The organism is Brachybacterium nesterenkovii (genome assembly GCF_900163655.1).
GTDB classification, from domain to species: domain Bacteria; phylum Actinomycetota; class Actinomycetes; order Actinomycetales; family Dermabacteraceae; genus Brachybacterium; species Brachybacterium nesterenkovii.
This window is the reverse complement of the sequence record NZ_FWFG01000112.1, coordinates 1-22,928: the sequence shown is the minus strand read 5'-3', so window position 1 is coordinate 22,928 and position 22,928 is coordinate 1. Positions and strand designations below refer to the sequence as shown.

22 protein-coding genes are annotated in these 22,928 nt (G+C 72.1%); 14 read left to right on the top strand and 8 right to left on the bottom strand.

Going from position 1 to position 22,928, the window contains the following annotated elements; all coding sequences use genetic code 11:
• The 10 genes from FM110_RS13040 to FM110_RS12995 form a co-directional block, all read left to right on the top strand.
• Positions 1–993: cation diffusion facilitator family transporter (locus FM110_RS13040; RefSeq protein WP_456151131.1), on the top strand; the 993-nt coding region annotated here is incomplete at its 5' end.
• A gap of 118 nt (positions 994–1,111) precedes the next feature.
• Positions 1,112–2,143 (top strand): LLM class flavin-dependent oxidoreductase, encoded by a 1,032-nt coding sequence (locus tag FM110_RS13035; protein WP_087105182.1) that lies wholly within the window; start codon positions 1,112–1,114, stop codon positions 2,141–2,143.
• A 191-nt stretch (positions 2,144–2,334) separates the two neighbouring features.
• Complete coding sequence (gene fdhA / locus FM110_RS13030) at positions 2,335–3,567, top strand: formaldehyde dehydrogenase, glutathione-independent (RefSeq protein WP_087105181.1); 1,233 nt, start codon at positions 2,335–2,337, stop codon at positions 3,565–3,567.
• A 130-nt stretch (positions 3,568–3,697) separates the two neighbouring features.
• Positions 3,698–4,537: an SAM hydrolase/SAM-dependent halogenase family protein gene (locus FM110_RS13025; RefSeq protein ID WP_087105180.1), complete on the top strand. Its 840-nt coding sequence runs from the start codon at positions 3,698–3,700 to the stop codon at positions 4,535–4,537.
• Positions 4,538–4,569: 32 nt separating this feature from the next.
• On the top strand, positions 4,570–5,124 hold the full coding sequence (locus tag FM110_RS13020; RefSeq protein WP_087105179.1) for an ECF-type riboflavin transporter substrate-binding protein: 555 nt from the start codon (positions 4,570–4,572) through the stop codon (positions 5,122–5,124).
• On the top strand, positions 5,121–6,962 hold the full coding sequence (locus FM110_RS13015) for an ABC transporter ATP-binding protein (RefSeq protein ID WP_087105178.1): 1,842 nt from the start codon (positions 5,121–5,123) through the stop codon (positions 6,960–6,962). The genes FM110_RS13020 and FM110_RS13015 overlap by 4 nt, the downstream gene beginning before the upstream one ends.
• Complete coding sequence (locus FM110_RS13010) at positions 6,959–7,795, top strand: energy-coupling factor transporter transmembrane component T family protein (RefSeq protein WP_087105177.1); 837 nt, start codon at positions 6,959–6,961, stop codon at positions 7,793–7,795. The genes FM110_RS13015 and FM110_RS13010 overlap by 4 nt, the downstream gene beginning before the upstream one ends.
• 222 nt (positions 7,796–8,017) lie before the next feature.
• Positions 8,018–8,689, top strand: a complete 672-nt coding sequence (locus FM110_RS14345; protein WP_200810252.1) for a hypothetical protein — start codon at positions 8,018–8,020, stop codon at positions 8,687–8,689.
• A 9-nt stretch (positions 8,690–8,698) separates the two neighbouring features.
• Positions 8,699–9,268, top strand: coding sequence for a hypothetical protein (locus FM110_RS13000; protein WP_087105176.1), 570 nt, complete (start codon positions 8,699–8,701; stop codon positions 9,266–9,268).
• 76 nt (positions 9,269–9,344) lie between these two features.
• Positions 9,345–10,202, top strand: a complete 858-nt coding sequence (locus FM110_RS12995; protein ID WP_087105175.1) for a MerR family transcriptional regulator — start codon at positions 9,345–9,347, stop codon at positions 10,200–10,202.
• A gap of 93 nt (positions 10,203–10,295) precedes the next feature.
• On the opposite strand, the gene FM110_RS12990 is transcribed toward FM110_RS12995, so the two are convergent.
• From FM110_RS12990 to FM110_RS12960, 6 genes are all read right to left on the bottom strand, one after another.
• Positions 10,296–10,814 carry a hypothetical protein gene (locus tag FM110_RS12990; RefSeq protein WP_087105174.1) on the bottom strand — a complete coding sequence of 173 codons (519 nt, stop codon included), beginning with the start codon at positions 10,812–10,814 and terminating at the stop codon, positions 10,296–10,298.
• Positions 10,793–11,215 carry a hypothetical protein gene (locus FM110_RS12985; RefSeq protein ID WP_087105173.1) on the bottom strand — a complete coding sequence of 141 codons (423 nt, stop codon included), beginning with the start codon at positions 11,213–11,215 and terminating at the stop codon, positions 10,793–10,795. Before FM110_RS12985 ends, FM110_RS12990 begins: the two co-directional genes overlap by 22 nt.
• Before the next feature lie 161 nt (positions 11,216–11,376).
• Positions 11,377–11,904, bottom strand: a complete 528-nt coding sequence (locus tag FM110_RS12980; protein ID WP_087105172.1) for a hypothetical protein — start codon at positions 11,902–11,904, stop codon at positions 11,377–11,379.
• A 616-nt stretch (positions 11,905–12,520) separates the two neighbouring features.
• Positions 12,521–14,164: a chaperonin GroEL gene (gene groL / locus FM110_RS12970; RefSeq protein WP_087105170.1), complete on the bottom strand. Its 1,644-nt coding sequence runs from the start codon at positions 14,162–14,164 to the stop codon at positions 12,521–12,523.
• 510 nt (positions 14,165–14,674) lie between these two features.
• Positions 14,675–15,232, bottom strand: a complete 558-nt coding sequence (locus FM110_RS12965) for a LytR C-terminal domain-containing protein (protein WP_087105169.1) — start codon at positions 15,230–15,232, stop codon at positions 14,675–14,677.
• 33 nt (positions 15,233–15,265) lie between these two features.
• On the bottom strand, positions 15,266–15,673 hold the full coding sequence (locus FM110_RS12960) for a DUF3263 domain-containing protein (protein ID WP_087105168.1): 408 nt from the start codon (positions 15,671–15,673) through the stop codon (positions 15,266–15,268).
• A gap of 182 nt (positions 15,674–15,855) precedes the next feature.
• On the opposite strand from FM110_RS12960, the gene FM110_RS12955 reads away from it, so the two are divergent.
• Entirely contained in the window at positions 15,856–16,533 is a 678-nt protein-coding gene (locus tag FM110_RS12955) for a uracil-DNA glycosylase (RefSeq protein WP_087105167.1), read from the top strand.
• Positions 16,534–16,893: 360 nt separating this feature from the next.
• On the opposite strand, the gene FM110_RS12950 is transcribed toward FM110_RS12955, so the two are convergent.
• Positions 16,894–18,009: a siderophore-interacting protein gene (locus FM110_RS12950; RefSeq protein WP_159458089.1), complete on the bottom strand. Its 1,116-nt coding sequence runs from the start codon at positions 18,007–18,009 to the stop codon at positions 16,894–16,896.
• A gap of 162 nt (positions 18,010–18,171) precedes the next feature.
• On the opposite strand from FM110_RS12950, the gene treS reads away from it, so the two are divergent.
• Complete coding sequence (treS, locus tag FM110_RS12945) at positions 18,172–19,971, top strand: maltose alpha-D-glucosyltransferase (RefSeq protein WP_234992472.1); 1,800 nt, start codon at positions 18,172–18,174, stop codon at positions 19,969–19,971.
• Entirely contained in the window at positions 19,968–20,708 is a 741-nt protein-coding gene (locus tag FM110_RS12940; RefSeq protein ID WP_087105165.1) for a TetR/AcrR family transcriptional regulator, read from the top strand. Before treS ends, FM110_RS12940 begins: the two co-directional genes overlap by 4 nt.
• A 199-nt stretch (positions 20,709–20,907) precedes the next feature.
• On the opposite strand, the gene FM110_RS12935 is transcribed toward FM110_RS12940, so the two are convergent.
• Positions 20,908–21,927, bottom strand: coding sequence for an aminoglycoside phosphotransferase family protein (locus FM110_RS12935; RefSeq protein ID WP_087105164.1), 1,020 nt, complete (start codon positions 21,925–21,927; stop codon positions 20,908–20,910).
• Between the two features lie 83 nt (positions 21,928–22,010).
• Between FM110_RS12935 and FM110_RS12930 the strand changes: the two genes are divergently transcribed.
• Positions 22,011–22,769: a hypothetical protein gene (locus tag FM110_RS12930; protein WP_143276399.1), complete on the top strand. Its 759-nt coding sequence runs from the start codon at positions 22,011–22,013 to the stop codon at positions 22,767–22,769.
• Positions 22,770–22,928 lie beyond the last annotated feature (159 nt).

Genomic DNA, 22,928 nt, shown 5'->3' with positions numbered 1-22,928 from the left:
GCGCCCGGCGCCACCCCCGCCTCGCACGGCCCCCGCACCGCCGCGCAGTCCACCGACCTGACGAAGTTCGCGTGGCTGTCGATCGCCGCGGCCGTCGCGACCATCGCCCTGAAGACCGGCGCCTGGTCGCTCACGGGATCGGTCGGCCTGCTGTCCGACGCCGCCGAGTCGACCGTGAACCTCGTGGCGGCCGTCGTCGCGCTCGTCGCGCTCAAGGTCGCCGCGAAGCCCGCAACCGAGCAGTTCCTCTACGGGCGCGCGAAGGCCGAGTACTTCTCCGCCGCCGTCGAGGGGGCGATGATCTTCGTCGCCGCCGCGGTGATCCTCGTGACCGCGGTCGAGCGCTTCGTGCATCCGCAGCCGCTCGAGAACGTGGGCGTGGGCCTGCTCATCTCGGTCGCGGCCTCGGTGCTCAACGGCGCGGTCGCGATGGTCCTGCTGCGCGCCGGCGCCAAGCACCGCTCGATCACCCTCAAGGCCGACGGCAAGCACCTCATGACCGATGTGTGGACGTCGGTGGGCGTGGTCGCCGGCGTCGGCCTCGTCTGGCTGACCGGCTGGGAGCGCCTGGACGCCGTCGTCGCCTTCGCCGTGGGCGTGAACATCATCGTCACGGGCATCGGCCTGGTGTCCGAGTCGATCGCGGGCCTGCTCGACAAGGTCCTGCCCGATGAGGACAACGCGGTCATCACCGAGATCCTGCGCCGCCGCACCGACGGCGAAGTCACGTTCCACGGCCTGCAGACCCGCGAGGCCGGGCAGCAGAAGTTCATGAACGTGCACGTGCTGGTGCCCGACGAGTGGACGGTCAAGCAGGGCCATGACTACATCGAGGACCTCGAGGACGAGCTGCTCGGGGCGCTGCCGAGCCTGACGGTGATCACGCACCTCGAGCCGATCTCGGATCCCGCCTCGTACGACGACATCCCCGTCGCCCACATCCCGATCCATACGGGCACCGATCACGACTCGTCGCGGCCGCCGCAGAGCTGAGCTCGCTCCGGTGCGGCGGGAGCCCGAGGGGAGCGCCCCGGGCACCCATCGACCGGTCGGCCCCCGCTCTCCCGCTGTCCCAGCGGGCGTCCCAGCGCGTGAGCGTAGCGTCGGGGCCATGAACACGGAGAGCACCGCCCCGCACGTCCCCCTGTCGATCCTGGATCTCGTCCCTCTCTCCGAGGGGATGACGATGCGCGACGCGATCACCGCGTCGATGGACACCGTCCGCGCCGCCGATCGCCTGGGCTACGAGCGCTACTGGTTCGCCGAGCACCACAACACGCACAACCTGGCATCCTCGGCGACGGCCCTGCTGATCGATCGGGCGGCGTCGTTGACCGAGCGCATCCGCGTCGGCTCGGGCGGGATCATGCTGCCCAACCACGCACCGCTGCGCGTGGTGGAGGACTTCGGCACGCTCATCCAGTTCCACGGGGACCGCATCGACCTGGGGCTGGGCCGCGCGCCGGGCACCGATCCGGTGACCGCGCAGTTCCTGGCCCGCACCTCCGCGGAGCCGGCGGCGTTCCTGCAGGCCGTCGAGCAGATGCGCCTGTGGTCCTCCGCGACGCCGCCGCAGGGGCTGCGGGTGAGCGCGGACGTGGCCGAGGGCACCGAGATCCCCATGTGGATCCTGGGCTCGACCACCAACGGCGCGGAGCTCGCGGCCCAGCTGGGCATGCCGTTCGCCGTCGCCAGCCACTTCGCCCCCTTCCAGTACCTGCAGGCCCTGGACCGCTACCGCCGCACGTTCCAGGCCGACGCCGAGACCGCGCAGATCGCGGCGCCGCGCACGATGGTGGGCGTGAACCTGGTGATCGCCGAGACCGACGAGGAGGCGCAGCGGCAGTTCTCGACGCTGCTGCAGATGTTCGCGAGCGTCGTCACCGGTGCGCGCCAGCCGCTGCAGCCGCCGCGCACCGAGGCCGAGCTCGCGACGATCCTCGACCCCGCCGTGCGGGCGAAGGCCGATCAGTCGCTGTCGATCCGCGCCGTCGGATCCCCGCAGTCGGTCGTGGCGCAGCTCGAGCGGATCGTCGCGGCCACGCACGCCGACGAGCTGATCCTCACGGCCTACACGTTCGACCCGGCCGATCGGGTTCGGGGGCTGGAGCTGCTGGCCGATGCCTGGGGGGCGCGGGGCTGAGCGCAGCCACGAGACGGCGGGCCGCGCACGGCGGGGCCCGCCGTCCTATCCTGCAATACCCTCGGAGACCCCGACTGACCGTGCGGAGATGTCGAAGTGTCATCTCTTGACCCCGCCGCGGCAGGCGAGGGATGTTGCTCGGAGTGACCCGCGCCACACGCGCAAGGGTGCTTCGATGAGGAGGCACCACTATGTCCGACAACCGCGGCATCGCCTACAAAGGCCCCGGCAAGGTCGAGGTCGTCGATCTCGAATTCCCCGACTTCGAGCTCCACGACGGCCCCGGCGTCAACCCCGCCAACGTGGGCCGGCAGCTCCCCCACGCGGCCATCCTGAAGGTCGTCACCACCAACATCTGCGGTTCCGACCAGCACATGGTCCGCGGCCGCACCACCGCCCCCGAGGGCTTGATCCTGGGCCACGAGATCACCGGCGAGGTGATCGAGGTCGGGCCGGGCGTCGAGTTCATCCAGAAGGGCGATCTCTGCTCCGTCCCGTTCAACATCTCCTGCGGCCGCTGCGTCAACTGCAAGGAGCGCAAGACCGAGATCTGCCTGAACGTGAACCCCGATCGGCCCGGCAGCGCCTACGGCTACGTCGACATGGGCGGCTGGGTCGGCGGCCAGGCCGAGTACGTCGTGGTCCCCTACGCCGACTGGAACCTGCTTCGCTTCCCGGACCGCGATCAGGCGATGGAGAAGATCCTCGACCTGACGATGCTGTCGGACATCTTCCCGACGGGCTACCACGGCGCCGTCTCCGCCGGCGTCGGCCCGGGCTCGACGGTCTACATCGCCGGTGCGGGCCCCGTGGGCCTCGCCGCGGCCGTCGGCGCGCAGCTGCTGGGTGCGAGCGCCGTGATCGTGGGCGATATGAACGCCGACCGGCTCTCCCAGGCGGCGTCCTTCGGCTGCGAGACGATCGACGTCTCCTCCGAGGACCCGGGGCAGGGACTGGCACGGATCCTCGGCCATGAGCGCGGCGTGGACTGCGGCGTCGACGCCGTCGGCTTCGAGGCCCGCGGCCACGGCCACGGCGCCGCGGAGGCCCCGGCCACCGTGCTCAACACGCTCATGGACATCACCAAGGCCGGCGGCGCCCTGGGCATCCCGGGCCTGTACGTGACGGGCGACCCCGGCGGCATCGACGAGGCCGCCAAGGAGGGCTCGCTGTCCCTGCGCCTGGGCCTGGGCTGGGCCAAGTCGCTGTCCTTCACGATGGGTCAGTGCCCCGTCATGAAGTACCACCGCGCCCTGATGGCCGCGATCCTGGCCGACAAGGTGCAGATCGCCCAGGCGGTCCAGGCCACGGTGATCTCGCTGGACGACGCCCCGGCCGCCTACGCGAAGTTCGACGCCGGCGCCGCCCGCAAGTACGTGATCGACCCGCACGGGGTGACCGGGAAGGCGCAGGCGCTCGCCTGATCCCCGCCCCGCCCGGCCCGGGCCCATGACGACGGCCGCCCCGGTCCGCACCGGGGCGGCCGTCCGCACGCTGCGGCCCGGAATCTGGTCACGGATGCCAGCGGTTGCGCAGGTGGGGGAGGATCGCCCCATGCATCCCCTCGTGCTCCAATCCGACTTCGGCCTCGATGACGGCGCCGTCAGCGCCATGTACGGGGTCGCGCTCGGCGTCGATCCCGCCCTGAGCATCCACGACGTCACGCACAACATCCCGCCCTACGACATCTGGGAGGGCTCCTACCGCCTGGCCCAGGTGGTGTCGTACTGGCCCGGGGGCAGCGTATTCGTGTCCGTCGTCGACCCCGGTGTGGGTTCGGACCGCCTCTCGGTCGTCGCCCGCACGGCCACGGGCCATCTCGTGGTGACCCCGGACAACGGCACCCTCACGCATCTCCACGCGATCTTCGGCATCACCGCCCTGCGCGAGATCGACGAGACCGTGAACCGCCGCACCGGGTCGGAGCACTCGTACACCTTCCACGGCCGCGACATCTACGCGTTCACCGGGGCGCGCCTGGCCGCCGGCGCCATCGGCTTCGAGGACGTGGGCCTCGAGCTGCCGCTCGACCGTCTGGTCTCCCTGCACCTCGAGCCGCCGCGCCTCGAGGCCGATGCCGTGCACGGCACCATCGACGCCCTGGACGTCCGCTACGGCTCTCTGTGGTCGTCGATCCCGCGCGAGCTGTTCAGCGAGCTGGGCATCGGCCACGGCGGGCGCGTCCAGCTGCGCGTCGCGCACCACGACCGCGTGGTCCACTCCGCGCAGATGAGCTACGTCCCGTCGTTCGCGGCCGTCGAGGTCGGCGAGTCCCTGCTGTACGTCAACTCCCTGGACCGCATGGCCGTCGCGATCAACCGCGGCAACTACGCCCGCGCCTTCGGCCTGGGCACCGGCGTGAGCTGGCACGTCTCGCTGACCGCCGTCCCCTGATCCCCTCCCCCTCATCACCCCTCGGAGCTCCCATGAATCCCCGTCCGTCCGCCGTCACGCAGGTCGTCGCCATCGGCATCGGCGCCGCCCTGTTCTTCGTCCTGGGCCGCTTCGCCGCGATCCCCACCCCGATCCCGAACACGACCATCAACATCCAGTACGCACTGCTGGCGGTGCTCGCGGTGCTCTACGGCCCCGCCGTCGGGCTCCTGGCCGGGCTCATCGGCCATGTCCTCATCGACGCGACCGGGTACGGCATCTGGTTCTCCTGGGAGCTCGCGACCGCCGTGTTCGGGCTCCTGGTGGGGCTCGCGATGCTGCGCAACCATGTGCGCGAGGGCGAGTTCGGCACCTCGACGGCGGTGCGGTTCAACCTCGCGGTGATCGTCTCCCACGCGGTGGCCTGGCTGCTCGTCGCGCCGCTCGGCGACATCCTGATCTACGCGGAGCCGGCGAACAAGGTCTTCGCCCAGGGCGCCCTCGCGTTCGCCGCCAACTCCGTGACCACCTGCGTCCTGGGCACGATCGTCCTGGCCGCCTACGCCCGCACGCGCACCCGCACCGGGTCCCTCACAGTCGGCGAGTGACCGTCCCCGCGGACCGGGACCGCCCGTCGGCAGACGCCGACGAGGCGGTCATCGAGCTGCGCGACGTCACGTTCCAATACCGCGCCCAGTCCGAGCCGACGCTGCACGGCATCGACCTCACCGTCCGCCGCGGGGAGAAGATCGCCGTGGTGGGCGCCTCCGGCTCGGGCAAGTCGACCCTGCTGTCGCTGCTCAACGGCCTCGTGCCCCATCGCTTCGGCGGCACGCTGACGGGGAGCGTGCGCGTGGCCGGCGCGGAGCCCGCCGCGGTGCCGCTGGTCCGGACCGCGCGGCACGTCGGGACCGTCCTGCAGGACCCGAGCGGACAGTTCGTGGGTCTGACGGTCGCCGAGGACATCGCCTTCAGCCTCGAGAACCAGGAGGTCCCTTCGGCCCAGATGCCCGAGCGCGTGCGGGCGGCCGCGACCGCCGCCGGGATCGCCGACCGCCTCGGTGCGGCCCCGCAGGATCTCTCGGGCGGGCAGAAGCAGCGGGTCTCGATCGCCGGCGTGCTCGTCGACGAGGTCGACGTGCTCCTGTTCGACGAGCCGCTGGCGATGCTGGACCCCGCGACGGGCCGCGAGGCCGTGGAGCTGATCGATGCCCTCCATCGCGAGCGGGGCATCACGATCGTGATCGTCGAGCACCGTCTCGAGGACGTCCTGCATCGCGACGTGGACCGGATCGTGCTGATGGCCGACGGCCGCATCGTCGCCGACGCGCCGCCCGATGAGATCGTCGCCTCCGGGATGCTCGAGCGCCACGGGATCCGGCCGCCGCTGCACGTCGCCGCCCTCGCCTGCGCGGGCGCTCCCGTCACGGCCGCGCAGCGCCCTGCGAACGCCGAGCGCATCGAGCTCACCGAGACCCAGATCGCCGCGATCCGCACCTGGGTCGCCTCCGCGGGCGACCTCGGCGGAGCCCCGCGCACGGCGCCCGCCGGGTCCCTCGAGATCGAGGGCCTCGGGTGCGTGCTGGGCGGAGGGGACGGGAGGGGCGTCCGCGCGCTGGAGGGGGTCAGCACCCGGATCGGCCGCGGGGAGATGGTCGGGATCCTGGGGTCCAACGGCGCGGGGAAGTCGACGCTCGCGCGCGTGATCTGCGGCTTCGAGGCGGCGACCGCGGGGGTCGTGCGCCTCGACGGCATCGACATCGCCCCGTGGCCGATCGCCGAGCGCGGGGAGCACGTGGGCTTCGTGCTCCAGGAGCCGGGGCAGATGATCTCCGCCTCGCACATCGCCGAGGAGATCGCGCTCGGGCTGCGGGCCCGCGGGCTCGACGACGCCGAGATCGCCCGCCGCACCGAGTCCGTGCTCGATGTCTGCGGCCTGCGTCCCTTCCGCACGTGGCCCGTCTCCGCCCTGTCCCATGGGCAGAAGAAGCGCCTGACGATCGCGGCGGTGCTCGCGCTCGAGCCGCGCGTGCTGATCCTCGACGAGCCCACGGCCGGTCAGGACTTCGCGCACTACACGGAGTTCATGGACTTCCTGGCGGCGGTCAACGCGGGCGGCACCACCGTCCTGCTGATCACGCATGACATGCATCTGGCGCTCGAGTACACCGAGCGGGTGCTGGTGATGGCACAAGGGCGCCTGCTCGCCGACGCGCATCCGGCGGACGTCCTCACCGATGCCGACATCACCGCGCGCGCCGACCTCGTGACCACCGGGCTGTACGCGCTCGCCCGGCGCTGCGGCATCGCCGACCCCTCGGCGCTCGTGCGCCGCTTCGTGGCCGCCGACAGGGCGGCGCGCACTCGCCCCGATGCCCCGGTCACGTCCGCGGCGACGGGTGCGGCACCTGAGGACACGCCGGCTGCGGACGGGGGCGCGCGATGAGCCCCGCTCCCGTGCTCGGGTACGTGGACCGTCCCGGCTGGCTGCACACCGTCACGGGCACCGCGAAGCTAGTGCTGGTGGTCGGCGCCGTGGTCGGCGCGATGATCGGCTTCGATCTGCGGTACCTGCTCGCGCTGTGCGCCCTGTCCGTCGTCGCCTGGGGCGTCTCGCGGGTGCGGCTGCGGGACCTGGCCGCGGTGCTGTGGATCATCCTCTCGTTCATGGTGCTCAACAACCTGCTGATCTTCGCGTTCGCCCCGGGGTACGGGACCGAGCTGTTCGGCACCCGGCACGTGCTGCTCGACGGGCCCGGCCGCTGGGACGTGACGGCCGAGCAGCTGTACTACCAGCTGCTCGTGACCCTCAAGTACGGGGCGGTGCTGCCCAGCGTGCTCCTGTTCATCGCGACCACCCGCCCGCCGGAGTTCGCCTCGTCCCTGCACCGCATCGGAGTGCCCTATCGGGTCGCCTACGCGGTGTCGCTGGCCCTGCGCTACATCCCGGATGTGCAGCGGGAGTTCCGCACGATCTCCCAGGCGCAGCAGGCCCGCGGGCTCGACACCTCGTCGCGAGCGTCGATCCCGGTGCGCGTGCGCAACCTCGTGTCGGTGCTGCTGCCCCTCCTCCTCGGGTCCCTGGAACGGATCGAGACGGTGTCGACGGCGATGGAGCTGCGGGGCTTCGGCAGAGGACGCGGGCGCACGTGGTACGACCTGCGTCCGCTCCGCGGCCGTGACGCGGCGGTGATGCTCCTGGGCGTCGCGCTCGTGATCGTGCCCGCGGTGCTCCTGGTCGTCGACGGCGGCCGGTACTGGAACGTGTTCGCCGGCTGAGGCCGGTACTGGAACGTGTTCGCCGGCTGAGGCCGGGGATGCGGGCGCGACGGCGGGCCCCTTCGCGCGAGCCCGTTCCGCGTCATCGACGGAACGCCTCCTCGTCCGTCCCACCCGCCGCGTAGGCTCGTCGCGGAGCAGGGCACCAGGTCGCGGAGCAGGGCACCATGCCGATGACGGCCCCGCCGAGACGGTGCGACGAACGAGGAGCCGAGGACGACGATGACCGACGAGACGACGTACGACCCCTATGGCGACGGGGTCGACCGCGACCCCTATGGCCAGGCCGCGCCCGAGCACGCTCACGATGCCGCTGGTGGAAGCCACCGCGTGATCCCGGGCGAGCTGGTCCCCCGCGAGGACCCGAACTCCGGTGCCTCGCCGTACGGCGGCGGGCCCCAGGCCGCGACCCCGCACGCCGCTCCGGCCGCGCCTTCCGGCCCGGCCCTCTCCCAGGCGCAGCCGCCGTCGGCCCAGCCGCACCCGACGCCGCAGCCGTATGCACCCCACCCGCACGTCCCGGTCCCCTATCAGGCGCCGCAGGGCGGACCCCACGCGTACGGCCCGCCGGTGCAGCCGGTGGCCGTGGTGCAGGTGCAGGCGCCCAAGAGCGTCGCGGTGTCCCTGGTGCTGACCTTCTTCTTCGGGGCGTTCGGCATGTTCTACTCGACCGTTCCCGGCGCGCTCATCATGCTCGGCGCCGCACTGGCCTACGGCGCGCTGGCCGGCATCCTCACCGTCGTGACGCTCGGCGCGGCGGCGATCGTGCTGGTGCCCCTCGCCATCCTGTTCTGGCCGATCTGCATGGTGTGGGGCGCCGTCGCCGCCTCGAACCACAACGCTCGGCTCCAGCGGCAGTCCGCGGCGCTCTACGGCGCTCCGTTCCCCCGCTGAGCGGCGGACATGCCCCACAGCCGCCACTGCGCTCGCGCCGTCTGCCTCGCTCTCGGCGCGGGCCTCGTCCTCGCCGGATGCGGCGTCGGCGACCGCGGCGAGGACTGGGTCGACGACGGGTGGCGCTACGCCATGGGCCAGCACCTGTACTACCGTCCCGATGCCGTCTCGACCGATGTCGCCCTGATCCAGGCGCGGCTGCCCGCGATCGAGGCGAGCGAGGGCGTCTGGCTCGAGGCGCAGCGGACCCCGCCTGAGACCCGCGAGGTCATCCCGGCCCCGGACGACTATGTCTGGCACGCCGTCGCCGTCGTCGGCCCCGAGCAGGTCGAGACCCTGCTGGCTGAGCATTCCGCGACCCCGATCACCGGGGATCCGGTGATCGACGACGCCGCGGTGCAGGCGCAGCTCCTCCCGCCGCTGGCCGAGCATGCGGGCTCCTGCCCGGCCGGATGGGTGCCGGTGCTCATCGGGTCGGAGGAGATGCCCGAGCACACCACCGAGGGCAGCGACTGGATCGACATGGCGGTCGTGTGCCCGGGCGGAGATCGTGTTGCCGTCACGACGATGGACATGTGAGCGTCGTCGGCCTGCTCCCCCCGGCGATGCCGCTCCTCTTGACCCTCACGCGACGGGAGGCACCACCGTAACGGGCATGGACGATGCGACGCGCACGACGACTACTCCGGCGGCAGATGCCATCGCGGTCTCCGACGCCGGCCTCACGGTCGGCGAGGTCGCCCGCCGCGTCGGCGTGAGCGTGCGGACGCTGCACCACTTCGACGACATCGGCCTCGTGGTGCCGCAGGCCCGCTCCTGGGCCGGGTACCGGCTGTACTCGCGCGCGGACATCGCGCGCCTGCAGCGGGTGCTGGTGTACCGGGAGCTGGGGTTCGCGCTCGCCCGGATCCGCGAGCTGATCGATGATCCGGACGTCGACGAGCGCGCGCACCTGGCGAGCCAGCGGGAGCTGCTCGCTGCGCGCATCGCCCGTCTGCAGCAGATGGTCTGCGCAGTGGACACGATGATGGGAGCGCATGACATGACGAAGAGCACGACACCGGACCTGACCCCGCAGGAGCAGGCCGAGGCCTTCGGCAGCCAGTGGGACGACCGCTACGCCGCCGAGGCCGAGGAGCGCTGGGGCGCCACCGACGAGTGGGAGCAGGCCGAGAGGGTGAAGGCGTCGATGAGCCGCGAGGACTTCGACCGGGCCCGCACCGAGATGGAGGGCATCGATGCGCGCCTCGCGCAGGCCCTCCGCGACGGCATCGCACCCGACAGCGACGAGGCCGCCGCGCTGGTGGCCCTGCACCGCGAGCAGGCGATCGGCCGCTGGTTCACGATGACCCGCGCCAAGCACGTGCTCATCGCCCGCGGCTACACCGACGATCCCCGCTTCCGCGCGCACTACGAGGCGCTCGAGCCGGGCCTGGCGGCGTGGCTGCGCGCGGCGATCGAGGCCGATGCCCGTGCCCACGGCATCGACCCGGAGGCTGTCAGCTGGGAGTGAGCACCCCGGCGGACGGGCTCGACGCGTCATCGGGCGCCGGGCACGCGATCCCGACGGACGGCCCGATCGGATTCGCAACCGCCGGGCGACGGATCAGGCGTCGACCTCGGCCAGGCGGAGCCGCACCGACGTCGGATCCGAGTCGTCGACGAGGACCATGCGCCGGTACGGGGTGCCGGGAACCGTGACGTTCTCGAGCCGCCAGGTGTCCGGGACATCACTGATGCCGAGAGCGGACTTCATCTCCGACGGCGTCACCCAGGCCCGTCCGATCCCGTCGGACGTCCCGTACGAGGCGACGATCCACTCCTCGACGTCCGCGGCAGCGCCCGTCAGTGCGAGCTCGCGGGCCCAAAGCTCTCCTGCGGCCGCCGTCGACTCGCTCAGGCCCGAGACCGAGATCGCCTCCGGGGCCGGCGCAAGGGCCGCCAGCTCGAGGAACCGGGGCGCGTCGGCGGGAGCGGCCGTCGGTCCGGGATCTCGCGAGATCTCGACGGTGCGGGTCTCGGGACTGCACGAGGCGAGCGAGACGATGCCGACGACGCCGAAAGCAGCACGCTGGAGGAACCGGCGCCGAGCCGCTCCGCTGCTCATGCGCGGCTCTCGGGCCATCGTTCATCCGGCGGGTTCTGCGTGACACCGATGCGCACAGCGGCGGGGTCGGCGTCATCGATGAGCACGCACCGCTCCCGGTCGATGCCCGGGGGCTTCGAGATATCCAAGCGCCAGGTGTCGGGCACCTCGGAGATGCCCAGTGCATCAGCCGCCGCCGAGTGCATCACCCAGGCCCGCGGGACGAGGCCGTCGGGGAAGCCTGCACGGCACCAGGCATCGAGCTGCTCCTGGCGCAGGTGGAACGCGAGGACGACGACCGGTCGGCCGTCCGTCCGCTCGCGCTGGGCGACGTCGATGCCGTCGACCGTCTCGGGCACAGGGAGCTCGACGCTCGCCAGCAGATCCACCACCTGGGCTTGCGAAGCCCCGCGGATCTCTCCGATGCCCTCACCCGTCACGGCCCTGTCACCGTCCTTCTGCCCGATTGGCCCACGATGTTGTACTCGCGGGCAAGACCGCTCTCGTGCAGGTCGTGCATCTGAGTGTCATCCACGGAGATCACGTCCGGGTAGCCGGGGACCCAGTCCGGCACATCGATCGTGACACCCTTCCCCGTGTCCTAATTGTACCGGTCGCGCACATTGGTCTGCGTGTCGACCTCGTAAGTCCACTCGCCGCCGGGGGTCGACGGCGGGTAGGCGGTGACAGTGCCGGTCTGGTTGTGGTCGAAGGAGCCGGTCGCATAGAAGTACTTCTCGCTCTCGTCCTTCGACGCCGTGCCGCCTGTCCAGGGGGTGCTCACGGGGAAGGTCACCGGACCGGTGGCCCCGGAGTCCTTGGCCTGCTGCACAGCTTCCATGCCGATGGAGCGCTGCTGCTCGGCGACCGCCTGATCGAACGAGGGGACCTGCTGTCGCATCTCGTCGACATCGATCGGCTTGTCATCCCCGGTCGCGTCGAGATAGTGCTGGAGGTTGTCCGAGGCGGCACCCTTGCCCGTGAAACGCCCACCCAGGACCATGTCCTCCGCGAGGCGCTCGGTCTCGCGGTCCGCATCAGTGGGCTCACGGACCTTCCACGGTCCTGCCCCCTCATCCGCGGGCTTCCACGCCGGAGGCGCCGGCGCATCGGCATGCTCGCCCGGCACGCCCGGACCGAGCCCGTTGCCGGGATAGGGCTGTGGCCCGTCGATGCTGCCGTCTCCGTTGCTCGTGGACTTCTGCCCGCCGCCCCGGTCACCTCCGAAGGAGGCGGCGGTCTGCGGAGCAGGACCACCCGGGACGGATCCCCCGTCCTGCGTCTCCCCGCCAGGTCCCGTGCCGCCGTCGCGCGCTCCTGCTTCCGGCTCCGATGCATCATCCTGCTCATCAGCATCGATCTCGAGTCTGTCCCCGCACGCCCGGAGGCCGTCGATCGCCGCGAGCCCTCGGCCATGCAGGCATGAGCGCGCCCGTCCGCGGAAGTCCGATGCGTCAGGCCCCTCTTAGGCCACGGCGTCGATCGTTGCGAGCAGCGATGCGACGAGCTCGTCGAGCCGCATCGCCTCCTGGCCCATGCGCCCGGCGGTGCGCCGCAACGCCTCCGTATCGGCCCCCTGGAACATCCGCCCATCTCCCCTCGCAGCACTCGGAACCACACTCCGGGCGCCCCTCGCGATGTGCGATGGGGAGGAGTCCCCATCGCTGGAGCTGTCGACCCGGTCGTCTGCGGCAGCAGGCGCCTCCGGGAGACGCTGAGCCGACGCGATCAGCCGTGAGGCTGGATCACATCATGCCGCCCATGCCGCCCATGCCGCCCATGCCGTCGTCCATGCCGCCGGCGGGAGCCTTGACGGGCTCCGGCTTGTCGGCCACGACGGCCTCGGTGGTCAGGAACAGGCCCGCGATGGAGGCCGCGTTCTGCAGCGCCGAGCGCGTCACCTTCACCGGGTCGATGATGCCCGCATTCAGCAGGTTCTCGTACTCGCCGGTGGCGGCGTTCAGGCCCTCGCCCACGGGCAGGCCCTTGACCTTCTCCGCCACGACGCCGCCCTCGAGACCGGCGTTGAGCGCGATCTGCTTGAGCGGGGCCTCGACGGCGACCTTGACGATGTTCGCGCCGGTGGCCTCGTCGCCCTCGAGCTCGAGGGAGGCAAAGGTGTCCTTGCCGGCCTGCAGCAGGGCCACGCCGCCGCCGGCGACGATGCCCTCCTCGACGGCCGCCTTGGCGTTGCGCACGGCGTCCTCGATGCGGTGCTTGCGCTCCTTGAGCTCGACCTCGGTGGCCGCGCCCGCCTTGATGACGGCCACGCCGCCGGCGAGCTTGGCGAGGCGCTCCTGGAGCTTCTCGCGGTCGTAGTCCGAGTCGGAGTTCTCGATCTCCGCGCGGATCTGCTTGACGCGCGCCGAGATGCGCTCGGCGTCGCCCGCGCCCTCGACGATCGTGGTCTCGTCCTTGGTGACGACGACCTTGCGCGCCTGGCCCAGGAGCTCCAGGCCCGCGGTCTCGAGCTTGAGGCCGACCTCCTCGGAGATGACCTGGCCGCCGGTGAGGATCGCCATGTCCTCGAGCATCGCCTTGCGACGGTCGCCGAAGCCGGGAGCCTTGACGGCCACGGACTTGAAGGAGCCGCGCAGCTTGTTGACGACGAGCACCGCGAGGGCCTCGCCCTCGACGTCCTCGGCGACGATGAACAGCGGCTTGCCGGCCTGGATGACCTTCTCCAGCAGCGGCAGCAGGTCCTTGACGTTGGAGATCTTGGAGTTCGTCAGGAGGATGTAGGGATCCTCGAGGACGGCCTCCTGGCGCTCCGCGTCGGTGACGAAGTAGGGCGAGATGTAGCCCTTGTCGAAGCGCATGCCTTCGGTCAGCTCCAGCTCGAGGCCCATGGTGTTGGAGTCCTCGACGGTGATGACGCCTTCCTTGCCCACCTTGTCGAGGGCCTCGGCGATGAGCTCGCCGATCGCCTTGTCGCCCGCGGAGATGGCGGCGGTGTTGGCGATCTGCTCCTTGGTCTCGATCTCGACGGCCTGCTTGAGCAGGGTCTCGGAGACGGCGGCGGTGGCCTTGTCGATCCCGCGCTTGAGGGCGATCGGGTTGGCGCCGGCGGCGACGTTGCGCAGCCCCTCCTTCACGAGGGCCTGGGCCAGCACGGTGGCGGTGGTGGTGCCGTCGCCCGCGACGTCGTCGGTCTTCTTGGCGACCTCCTTGACGAGCTCCGCGCCGATGTTCTCGTACGGGTCGTCGAGCTCGATCTCCTTGGCGATGGACACGCCGTCGTTGGTGATCGTCGGGGCGCCCCAGGACTTCTCCAGGACGACGTTGCGGCCCTTGGGGCCGAGGGTGACCTTGACGGCGTCGGCGAGCTTGTTCATACCCCGCTCGAGGCCGCGGCGGGCCTCCTCGTCGTACGCGATGAGCTTGGCCATGTGGAATCTCTCCCGTGTCTGTGGTGTCGACCCGGCCCAGTGCCCGCGACGGACGAGACCCGTCGGCACGTTCTGGTCACGCGCCGGCGGACCCCTCACGGGGCCGGAACAAACATGCCGGCAGGCGGGGAACCGCCTGACGGTCGTCTGGTGCCACCGCAGGGGATCGGCCATCGGCTGTCACTCCCTGCCGGTGAGTGCCAGATCATCATAAGCACTCGGGGCCGGAGAGTGCTAACGCTCCGCGGAGCCCGATGCACGCCCTCGGCGAACACGCCCGGGGGCACCGCGCAGGGCCTCCCCCACGCGCAGGACGCGGAAGCCGGGGCAGGGCACAGGGCACAGGGCACAGGGCACAGGGCACAGGGCACAGGGCACGGCAGCACGGGCCACGGGACGCAGGACACCGACGGACGGCGCGCGCGTCCGCCCCGTGCACGCACGACGGCCCGCGCGGGATGCCGCGCGGGCCGTCGTCGATGATGCCGTGGTCGTCGCCACGAGGGCCGATCAGCCCTGCGGTGCGTTCACCACCAGGATCGTGACGCGGGCGTCGTACTCGTCGGACTGCTGGGCGCCGCCCTCGACGCCGGCTTCCTGCGCGAGCATCTGCGCGGTCGCCGCATCGGCCTCGTCCTTGTAGAACACGACGGGCTGCTCCTGGCGGCTCTCCGCCGTGGCGATGCTGACGTCGGTCCAGCCGGTGCTCTTGAGATGATCGCGCCAGGTCCCGGCCATGCCCTTCTGGCCGCCGGCATTGACCACCAGCACGGGGGTGGTCTTGTCACCCCGCGGCGCGGCGGGCTCGCCGCCGGCATCCGAGGCGGGGGGCGCGGCCTGCGTGGTCGTCGGCGACGTGGTCGGGTCGTCCTTGCCGCCGCCCATCCCGCCGATCGCGAACAGCAGGCCGAGCAGCACGAGCACGGCCGCGGCGATCACGAGGATGTAGAGCAGGTTCTGGCGCCAGAACGGCTCCTCCGCGCGGTGCGCGCCGTGGAAGGAGGTCGTCTCCGCCTCGCGATCGAACTGATCGGGCGGGTAGGGGTAGTCGTCAGGAGCATCAGCCACGGTGCCATTGAACCAGGTGGCGCCGCGCGGGGCTCAGGCGACGCGCCCGCCGCCGGTCACCTCGCCGCTCCCGCCGTCCCGGTCCTCCCCCGTCGAGCTGGTCCGACGAGCCCGCAGACGGTGCACCAGCGCCGGGGCCTCGCGGAGCGCGGCGGGCTCGTCGAGCAGGGCGTTCAGGCGCACGACGTAGGCCAGCGGGGTCATACCCAGCTCCTCGCGGATGTGCCGCTCCTTCGCGCCGACGTAGCGGAAGGTGCGCGACTCGAGGGCGAGGATGCGGCGGTCGCGGTCGGAGAGGGCATCGCTGCGCGGGGCCGCAACGGTCGCGGCCGAGGGCGCCTCGGCGCGCACCGGGTTCTCGTCGGGCGCGTCCGGCCGATGGGCCGGGATGCGCTCGTCGGCACCCGGGACTTCATCGGGTCCGGTCGCGTGGGCGGTCATGCCCCGACCGTACCGGGCGGCGCTGAGCGCGACGGGCCGTGCGCGCCGTCGGCGGAGGTGCCGTCGGCAGAAGCCTCGGCGGCGAAGGCGGGCGGGCCGACAGCGCACACGGCTCGCACATCGGCTCACATCGGCTCCGCGCAGCCGGTCGCCGCCGCGCGGCCGGGTGCGAGACTGGGCCCATGGCACGCCCGCTGACCGAGATCATCGCCGACGACTGGGCCCGCGCCCTCGCCCCCGTCGAGGACCGCATCCACGAGATGGGCGACTTCCTGCGCCGCGAGACGGAGGCCGGACGCGGCTACCTGCCCGCCGGAGCGAACGTGCTGCGCGCCTTCACCCGGCCGCTGGCGGACGTGCGCGTACTCATCGTCGGCCAGGATCCGTACCCGACGCCGGGCCACCCCATCGGCCTGTCCTTCGCGGTCGAGGAGCACGTGCGGCCCCTCCCCCGCTCCCTGCAGAACATCTATGCGGAGCTGCGCGACGACCTGGGCATCGACCCCGCCCCGCACGGCGACCTCACCGCCTGGCAGGACCAGGGCGTGTTGCTGCTCAACCGCGTGCTGACCGTGAGCCCGGGATCGCCCGCCTCGCACCGCGGCAAGGGCTGGGAGCTGGTGACGGAGACGGCGATCCGGGCGCTCGCAGGCCGCGGCGGACCGCTCGTGGCGATCTTGTGGGGCCGCGACGCCCAGTCGCTGCGGCCGATGCTCGGGGACGTCCCGCAGATCGCCAGCGCGCATCCGTCGCCGCTGTCGGCCTCACGCGGGTTCTTCGGCTCGCGCCCGTTCTCCCGGGCCAACGAGATGCTCGAGGCGCAGGGAGCAGCGCCGATCGACTGGCGTGTGGTGCGGTGAGGGATGCGGGGCGAGGCACTGCGGGCACACGGGCATGCTGCGCGATGCGGCGCACGCGGTGAGCGAAGTGGGGCGCAGCACTGAGGGCGCACGGTGCGAACTGAACAGCCGCACGGCGTCCAGAACATGCAGTCCAGCGACATCTGCCGCGGATAGTGCGCGGCGCGTGCTGCTGGGCTGCATCTTGTGGACGGGTGGAGGCGACGGCAGGGGATGACCACGCGGCAACTGCCCGGGCTGGACGGACCCCTCAGCGCAGCGGAATGGTCGATCCTCGTCGGAATCGCCGCCGCATTCCGACGATGATCGACCATTCCGCTGACCGATACCGACGTTGAACGACCATTGCGACTGCGCCCGTCAGCCCTCCGCGCGGCCCTCGCGCCAGTAGCCCATGAACGCGACGCGGCGCCGATCCACGACCACCTCGCGCACCAGGTAGCGGCGCAGCGTCTTGACCACGCCCGCCTCCCCGGCGATCCAGGCGTAGAAGCGGGGGTCGCGCACAGCGCCCGCGTCGTCCACGGCGGCGCCCTCGGGGTCGGAGACCTGCCCAGCGCCGGACTCCGCAGCACTGTCCTCGCCGCCGTCAGCCCTGCGCTGGCCTGGCTGCGCATCCCCTGCCCCAGCGCCCGAGGCCCGCGCGGCCTCGGTGAGCTGACGGGGCACGTCCCACAGGATCGTCGCGTCGATGTCGACGTCCTCCAGGTCGTTGGCCAGGATCGCGCGATGGACGATGCTCGTCTCGGAGTCCGCGCACAGCGGCGTCCGCACCGCGGCGCGCACGGCCGGGTCCAGGCGCGCGCCGACCTTCTGCTCCCCGCGCACCAGCCAGCGCACCTCCAGGCCCGCGGGCGCCGTCAGCTCCTGCACGTCCTCGGCAGACGGCACCTCCAGCAGAGCCACGCCTGCGGCGTCGTCCGGGAGCGTCGACAGGATCGAGGCGACCGCGGGCACCGCGGTCTCGTCACCGGCCAGCAGCAGGTCGCGCGCGTCCCCGGGCAGGAACTCGATCCCGTAGCCCTCGGGGCAGGCCTCGCGGTGGGGGCCGATGATGTGGATCCTGTCACCCACCTGCGCTTTCATCGCCCACGCCGCGGCGGGCCCGCTCGCCCCCTCGGCATCGGCGTGCATCACCATGTCGACGTCGAGCTCGCGCGTCTCCGGCCGCCAGGCGCGGACGGTGTAGGTGCGCATCGCCCCGCGCCGCTCCTCAGGGACCTGCAGCCAGGTGCGGTACCAGGAGGCTCCCTCGTCGTCGGACGCCTCCGCGAGCAGGGCGGGCAGATCGAGGCGCTCGTCGGCCGGCGTCCCCGGGGGCGGGATCACGAGCTTGAGACGCATGTCGCGGGCATCGCCCGGGAAGCCGAAATCGGCCATGCCGGGGCCGGAGAAGGTGATGCGCCGGAAGGTGGGCCCCAGGTCCTGGATCCGGGTCACCGTCCCGTCCAGGCAGGTCGCTGCGCTGCGGGTCACGTGGAGTTCCTCATCGGGTGGTGGGCGGGCAGGGACGGGGCGCGTCCCCAGAGTCCCAGGATCTGCGGGCCGACGTCCACTCAGCGAGGCGCAATGTCTGCTCCGTCCCACCCCTGCTCTAGTCTGGGGCGCATCGACCGCGAGACGCGAAGGAGCCTTCCCGTGCCCCTCACCCCAGGCCAGTTCTCCCTCCAGGGACCCGGTGTCGACTACGACCCCCACTGGTACCGCAAGGCCGTGTTCTACGAGGTCCTCGTACGAGCGTTCGCCGACGGCAACGGCGATGGCTCGGGCGACTTCACCGGTCTCATCGAGCGCCTGGACTACCTGCAGTGGCTGGGCATCGACTGCCTGTGGCTTCCCCCCTTCTTCGCCTCTCCCCTGCGCGACGGCGGCTACGACATCTCCGACTACCAGAGCGTGCTGCCGGAGTTCGGCTCGATCACCGACTTCGAGCGCCTGGTCTCCGAGGCCCACCGGCGCGGGATCCGCGTGATCATCGATCTGCCGATGAACCACACGAGCGACAAGCACCCGTGGTTCCTGGAGTCCCACTCGGACCCGGAGGGCCCCTACGGCGACTTCTACGTGTGGTCCGATACCGACGACAAGTACGCGGACGCGCGCATCATCTTCGTGGATACCGAGGAGTCGAACTGGACGTTCGACCCGGTGCGCCGCCAGTTCTTCTGGCACCGCTTCTTCTCCCACCAGCCGGACCTCAACTTCGAGAACCCGAAGGTCCGCGAGGCGATGTTCGACGTCGTGCGGTTCTGGCTCGACAAGGGCATCGACGGCTTCCGCGCCGACGCGATCCCGTACCTGTACGAGGAGGAGGGCACCAACGGCGAGAACCTGCCCGCGACCCACGTGTTCCTCGCAGAGCTGCGGCAGTTCGTGGACGCCAACTGGCCGGGCCGCGTGATCATCGCCGAGGCCAATCAGTGGCCGCGCGACGTCGTGGAGTACTTCGGCTCGGAGGACGCCCCGGAGTGCCACATGTGCTTCCACTTCCCCGTGATGCCGCGCCTGTTCTACGCGCTGCGCGAGGGCAGCGCCGCGAAGATCATCGACATCCTGGCCGACACCCCGCAGATCCCCGCCGGGGCGCAGTGGGGCACGTTCCTGCGCAACCACGACGAGCTGACCCTCGAGATGGTCACCGGCGAGGAGCGCTCCGCGATGCTCGGGTGGTACGCCCCGGACTCCCGCATGCGCGCGAACATCGGCATCCGCCGCCGCCTCGCGCCGCTGCTCGACAACTCGCGCGGCGAGATCGAGCTGATCCACGCGATGCTGCTGTCCCTGCCGGGCTCCCCGTTCCTGTACTACGGGGACGAGATCGGCATGGGCGACAATATCTGGCTGGACGACCGCGACGCCGTGCGCACGCCGATGCAGTGGACCCCCGACCGCAACTCCGGCTTCTCCGAGATCACCGATCCCGGCAAGCTGTACCTCCCGGTGATCCAGTCGCTCGTCTACCACTACTCCACCACCAACGTCGAGGCGCAGATGGCCACGAGCTCCTCGCTGCTGAACTACGTGCGCTGGATGCTCGCGATCCGCAAGCAGCACGCGGCGTTCGGGATGGGCGACTACACGAACGTGCGCGCCGACTCCGACCGGGTGCTCGCGTTCACGCGCGCCTACGACGGCGCCGACCACGGCGAGGAGGCCGCCGCGCACGCCGAGACGCTGCTGTGCGTGTTCAACCTGTCGGGCCAGCCGGTCACGACCGTGCTGGACCTGAACGCCTACCCCGGCCGCACGGTGCGCGACCTGTTCGGCGGCGCCGAGTTCCCGCGGGTCGACGCGGACGGGCGCATGACGCTGACCCTCGGGGGCCACGGCTACTACTGGCTGAAGATCCGCCCGCTGCGGGCCGACGGCGAGCCGGCGACGGTGACGACGGCGATGCCCGCGATCTTCGTGGACGAGGACGAGGCGCCGACGGCATGAGCCCGGCGGCGCCCGGTCGGCGCGGCGGCGACCGCCCGGTGCTGCGCCCGCACGACGAGGCGCTCGCCGCCGAGCTCGTGGCCGCCGCGACCGACGCCCTGGAGTCCGGGGGCCCGTCGGCGCTGAGCGTGCGCTCGCTCGCGGGGGCGACGGGCACGACGACGCAGGCGATCTACTCGCTGTTCGGCGGCAAGGCGGGACTGCTCGACGCCGTGCTCGCCGAGGGGTACGCGGCGCTCGCCGCGCAGCTGGCCGCGGTGGCGCCGGACCGGGACCCGGTGCGGGCGCTCGTCGACCTCGCCGGTGCGTACCGGGCGTGGGCGCTCTCGCACCCGGCGCTGTACGGCGCGATGCTCGCCCCGCGCGGGCGGAGCGTCGAGGGCGGCGGCCTGCGCAGCGACCGGGACGGCTCGACGGTGCGGGCGGACGGGCGGCAGGCATCGGCCGTGCTCGCAGCATCCCGCGAGGCGATGCTGGGGCCGCTGCGCGAGCAGGCGGCGCGGATCGTCGACGAGGACCGTGTGCATGCGCCCGGCTCCGACGCCGCGCGCGAGCGGGCCGGGGCGATCGCCCGCGGGATCCGGGCAGCCGTGCACGGCTGGGTCGAGCTGGAGGTGCGCGAGGCCGAGGACGGCGCGGAACCGGGCGAGGACGCCAGCGCCCGCACGGCCGCCGACGCCCGCTTCACCGAGTACGCCGAGGCCCTGGCGCGGGGGCTCGCGGCGCGGGTGTCCTGACGGCGGGGCGGGTGGCGCATCCCCAGTGCCCCGCCTCCGCAGCGTCTCTAACCCACCTCGCATGCTGAGTCCGGTTCCGTGCACAGTGCGACCGCCACGCACGTGTGCACGGAAGCGGACAGAACTCGTCGGGCCCGAAGGCGGCGACGGACGGGTGGAGCAGATCTACCGGCTCAGGCTCGACGGCGCGGCACACGGTCTACGAGACCGCGAAGGCCTTGGCGAGGGCGATCATCCGCGTGCGGAACGGGGTGGCCGCATCGCCATGGTCGGAGGCGTCGACCGCGTTCAGGACGAGGCGTGCGAACGTCCACATCCGCACCCGGTCCGGGTCCAGACCCGCGACGTCGGCGATGATGTCGGCCCGCATCCGCACATGCACGGTCGCGCTGTGCGCCCGGGCGGTCTCCTCGGCGCGGTTCCAGACGGCGGGCGCGACGGCATAGGCCCACTCCCCCGCGAGCGGCTTGGGATCGATCGCGAGCCAGTCCCCACGGCCGAGGTCGTGCTCACGGTCCTCGGCCAGCGGAGCCAGCGCGTTCATGAAATGCAGGTCGGTGTGGACCAGACGGGCCCCGGCGCCGTCGGCAAGGCCGGGCGCGAGATCATCGAGGTGCGAGAGCGTCTGCTGCAGCAGCCTCCGGGGGACGCCCGGGACCGGAGCCGACAGCTTCCCCCGCCAGCACGGGATCTGCCCGGCGAGCGTGTCGAACTGCGGCGTGGCGGGACGGTCGAGGCGGCGGAACAGATCGCCGAGCGCCTCGCAGGCGTCCAGGATGCCGACGTCCTCGAGGTCGTGGTCGCCGTCGAGCCGCTCCAGCAGCAGGGCGAAGCCCGCGGGATGCGCGGCCTTGAGGCTCACCGCCCCGCGGCCGCCCCAGGCGCGCAGGGCGAGGTGCTCGGTGCGGGCCTCAACGTGGGGCCAGGTGACCTTGAGGACGAGGCGATGATGGTCTGCGATGCGCCTCACCGGGAGCACGAGGGCGCAGGCCCCGTGCCACGGCTCGCCGTCCACCACGAGGTCCCAGGCATCGAGGCGCTCATCGAGCAGGCGGGGCAGGCGCACGAGCCAGTCATCGCCGCTGACACCGCCCGCAGCGCGACCGCTGCTCACGGCCCCACCTGCGGCGGAACCGCTGTTCTCGCACGGGCCGACCGCACCGTCCGGGGCTCGCCCGGCGATCTCGGCGCGGAACGAGGCGGGGATCGGGACCGTCATCGGTCTGAGCCTACGCGGGCTCCCCACAAGGTGTCCTCAGGGCCGGGGCGCGGCGTTCACGGAGCCGAGGAACGATGATCAGCATGACGAGGCAGGGCACCTCCGGGCAGAGCGCCGATGACACGCACCGCCATTCCCCCGTGCTGGTCGGCATGGGGCTGATCGGGGTCGTGCTGATGGCGACGGCCGAGCTGGTGCTGATCACGACGGGGCTCAACGCGGCACGGCTCGACCCCGACCCGACGTGGGCGCTCGACTGCGACGACACCACGTGCACGGACCCGTGGGCCGGCGCCCGCACGCACTACTGGTGGGTCGCGGCCGGCAGCGTCGTCCTCGGCCTGGTCGGGTGGGCGACGGTCGGGGCGAGCCGGCCCGCCTGGCGGACGGCGCCCTTGCGACGTCTGCCCCGCCCCGTGCCTTTCACCGGTCTCTCCGCCTCGCCCTTCCTCGCCCTCGTTCCCGCCCTCGCGGCCCTCGTCGTCTCCTGGCCGATGCTCGGGGCAGTGATCTGCGCGGCCGCGGCCGCGGTCAGTCGTGCCGTCTGGGCGGACATGCGCGCACGCACAGGGCGCGACCGTCTCGCCTGGCCGCTGCTGTTCGTGCTCGCCGCGGTGGTCGCGCTCCTCCCGGCGGGTCTCGCGATGGCAGGCGGGCTCGCCGCGGTGGAGCGTGCGCTGGGCCGGGGCGCGGGTCCGTCTCGGCTCGCGGAGTCCGCCGACGCCCCATCGGCATCGACCGCTCGACCTGCTCGCGCACCGTGGTGGTCGTTCGCCGTGTCCGGGGCGATCGTGCTCCTGGGCGTCCTCACCGCACTGCCGGTCCCCGCATCGTCGACCTGAGAGCCCTCCGACGTCTGGTCCCGAACGAGCCTGAGCTCGATGGAGCCTGATCCCGATGCGGCCCGAGCTCCCGATCCTGCGCGATGCCTCAGCCTCCCGCTGCTGCCCCGCCGTTGTTCTCGGGAGCGACGATGCGGATGTGCGAGTCCTCCGGGATGG

Excerpts from the sequence above, each read along its gene's own strand:
- FM110_RS13035 (WP_087105182.1), top strand. The coding sequence starts at position 1,112 with ATGAACACGGAGAGCACCGCCCCGCACGTCCCCCTGTCGATCCTGGAT.
- fdhA (WP_087105181.1), top strand. The coding sequence starts at position 2,335 with ATGTCCGACAACCGCGGCATCGCCTACAAAGGCCCCGGCAAGGTCGAG.
- FM110_RS13025 (WP_087105180.1), top strand. The coding sequence starts at position 3,698 with ATGCATCCCCTCGTGCTCCAATCCGACTTCGGCCTCGATGACGGCGCC.
- FM110_RS13020 (WP_087105179.1), top strand. The coding sequence starts at position 4,570 with ATGAATCCCCGTCCGTCCGCCGTCACGCAGGTCGTCGCCATCGGCATC.
- FM110_RS13010 (WP_087105177.1), top strand. The coding sequence starts at position 6,959 with ATGAGCCCCGCTCCCGTGCTCGGGTACGTGGACCGTCCCGGCTGGCTG.
- FM110_RS14345 (WP_200810252.1), top strand. The coding sequence starts at position 8,018 with ATGACCGACGAGACGACGTACGACCCCTATGGCGACGGGGTCGACCGC.
- FM110_RS13000 (WP_087105176.1), top strand. The coding sequence starts at position 8,699 with ATGCCCCACAGCCGCCACTGCGCTCGCGCCGTCTGCCTCGCTCTCGGC.
- FM110_RS12995 (WP_087105175.1), top strand. The coding sequence starts at position 9,345 with ATGGACGATGCGACGCGCACGACGACTACTCCGGCGGCAGATGCCATC.
- FM110_RS12990 (WP_087105174.1), bottom strand. The coding sequence starts at position 10,814 with ATGGCCCGAGAGCCGCGCATGAGCAGCGGAGCGGCTCGGCGCCGGTTC.
- groL (WP_087105170.1), bottom strand. The coding sequence starts at position 14,164 with ATGGCCAAGCTCATCGCGTACGACGAGGAGGCCCGCCGCGGCCTCGAG.
- FM110_RS12960 (WP_087105168.1), bottom strand. The coding sequence starts at position 15,673 with ATGACCGCCCACGCGACCGGACCCGATGAAGTCCCGGGTGCCGACGAG.
- FM110_RS12955 (WP_087105167.1), top strand. The coding sequence starts at position 15,856 with ATGGCACGCCCGCTGACCGAGATCATCGCCGACGACTGGGCCCGCGCC.
- FM110_RS12940 (WP_087105165.1), top strand. The coding sequence starts at position 19,968 with ATGAGCCCGGCGGCGCCCGGTCGGCGCGGCGGCGACCGCCCGGTGCTG.
- FM110_RS12935 (WP_087105164.1), bottom strand. The coding sequence starts at position 21,927 with ATGACGGTCCCGATCCCCGCCTCGTTCCGCGCCGAGATCGCCGGGCGA.
- FM110_RS12930 (WP_143276399.1), top strand. The coding sequence starts at position 22,011 with ATGACGAGGCAGGGCACCTCCGGGCAGAGCGCCGATGACACGCACCGC.